Below are 2,023 nucleotides of genomic sequence, written 5' to 3'. Positions count from 1 at the left end.
GGTGGCGGCCAAGGTGCTGGTGGCCGACCCGAAAGTGGCCAGCTACCAGGTGCCGGGCCCCGGCAGCGTGTTCGTGTTCGCCGAAGGCGCCGGCACCACCACCCTGTATGCACTGGACGCACAGGACCAGGTCATCGCCGCGATCCGCGTGATCGCCGACTACGACCTGGATGCCCTGAGCAAACAGATCGCCGCTGAAGTGCCGGGCTCCAAGGTCGAGTTCGGCCCGTCCTCGGGCAAGGGCCTGATCGTGCGTGGCACGGTGCGTACCCCGCAGCAGGCACGCCAGGTGATCAACGCGGTGGAGGCCTACCTCGGCTCGCCCAGCAGCAGCCCCAACGGTGGCGGCGGTGGTGGCGGCAGCGACGGCCCGCGGGTGGTCAACCAGCTCAAGGTCGAGCTGTCGGCGCAGGTCAACCTCAGCGTGCGTATCGTCGAGGTCTCGCGCAGCCTGACCTCCGAGCTGGGCCTGAACTGGGAAGCCACCCTCAAGAACGGCAACTACTTCTTCCGAAGCTCCGGCGGCCTGTTCGACGCCACCACCGGCCTGTTCAGCGGTGGCAGCGCCATCAATGCGGTGGCCGGCGGCTTTCACCGCTACGGGTCGACCACCGTCGGCGGGCTGTTGACTGCGCTCTCCGAAGACGGCCTGGCCACCGTGCTGGCCGAGCCCAACCTGACCGCCATGTCCGGCGAAACGGCAGGCTTTGCCGCCGGCGGCGAGGTGCCGATCGTGATCATCACCAACAACAACGTGACCATCGAATACAAGCAGTACGGCGTGATCATGCGCATGACGCCCACGCTGCTCTCGCCCAACCGCATCAGCCTGCACGTGGCGCCCGAGGTCAGCGACCTGAGCGACGAAGGTGCGGTAATGCTCGAAGGCAACGTGATTCCCGCCTTCAAGGTACGCCGCGCCGACACCACGGTAGAACTGGCCAGCGGCCAGAGCTTTGCCCTGGCCGGCATGCTGCGCAGCAACATCAACCAGCAGGTCACCGGTGTGCCGGGGCTGCGCAGCATCCCCGGTATCGGGCGGTTGTTCGAAACCCACAAAGGCAATCAGGAAGACACCGAGCTGGTAATCATCGCCACCGCCAACGTGGTCGAGCCGACCACCCCAAGCGCATTGCAGACCCCCGGCCGCGGCATCCGCGCGCTGGACGCGCAACTGCCGAGCCAGGCTTCGGCCGGCTACCTGTACTAAGTCTCGGAGCCTTGCCCATGCACGCCGCCAAACCCCTGTTCGTCACCCTGTCGCTGTCACTGCTGCTGGGCGCCTGCGATCGCAACGTCAACAACCAGCGCATCGCCACCTACGCGCCGTTCCCGGAAAACCTGGCGATCCAGGCCAAGCCCTCGGCCATGGTCGCCAACCTCACGGCCACCGGCCATGGCGGCCTGAGCCGCGAGTCGCTGGCCGACCTCAACACCTTGCTGCAACGCCAGGGCCGTGTGGCCCAGCAAAGCCTGACCCTGCGCCCCACCACCCTGGCCGGTGAACAGCTGGCCACGCGCCTGAGCGAAGCGCTCAAGCAGCTGGGTGCACGCCAGGTCATCGTCGCCCCCACCCAGCTCAGCCCCAGCAATGCCAGCACTGCCGACCTGCAGGTGGTGTCCGAGGCCGTGGTCGCGCAGATACCCGACTGCCACATCGCCGACCCAAGCCGCTGGACCGTGCACCCGTTCATGGCCGTCGGCCCGCTGGGCTGCGCCAACCGCGCCAACATCGCCGCCATGCTCGCCGACCCGCGCGACCTGAACCGCGCCCAGGCGCTGGACGGTGGCGACGGCGTGGCGGCGGTCAACGCCGTGGAACGCTATCAGCGTCACGAAACTGTCGAGCTGCTCGACATCGACTTCAACAAAGACTGACCGGGGAGCGATCCGATGAACGACACCACGCGTACCACCCTGCCCGACAGCGAAGAACGCCCGCCGCTGATGCTGTTGCCGCCACCGCGGCCGACACCACGCAATTCGCCGAATACCTGCACGCCTGGGCCTGCCTGCGCAGCTG

The 2,023-nt window shown here is 67.6% G+C and carries 2 protein-coding genes; both read left to right on the top strand.

Translation table 11 applies throughout. The features are described 5' to 3' along the window. Positions 1-1,210 (top strand): type II and III secretion system protein family protein (locus G3436_RS25565; RefSeq protein WP_163950975.1); only part of this gene is annotated, 1,210 nt, incomplete at its 5' end. Between the two features lie 17 nt (positions 1,211-1,227). Next, entirely contained in the window at positions 1,228-1,878 is a 651-nt protein-coding gene (locus G3436_RS25560; protein ID WP_163950972.1) for a CpaD family pilus assembly lipoprotein, read from the top strand. Positions 1,879-2,023: the final 145 nt, after the last annotated feature.

The sequence above is a fragment of the Pseudomonas brassicae genome (genome assembly GCF_010671725.1).
GTDB classification, from domain to species: Bacteria; Pseudomonadota; Gammaproteobacteria; order Pseudomonadales; family Pseudomonadaceae; genus Aquipseudomonas; species Aquipseudomonas brassicae.
This window is presented reverse-complemented; position numbering and strand designations above follow the sequence as displayed.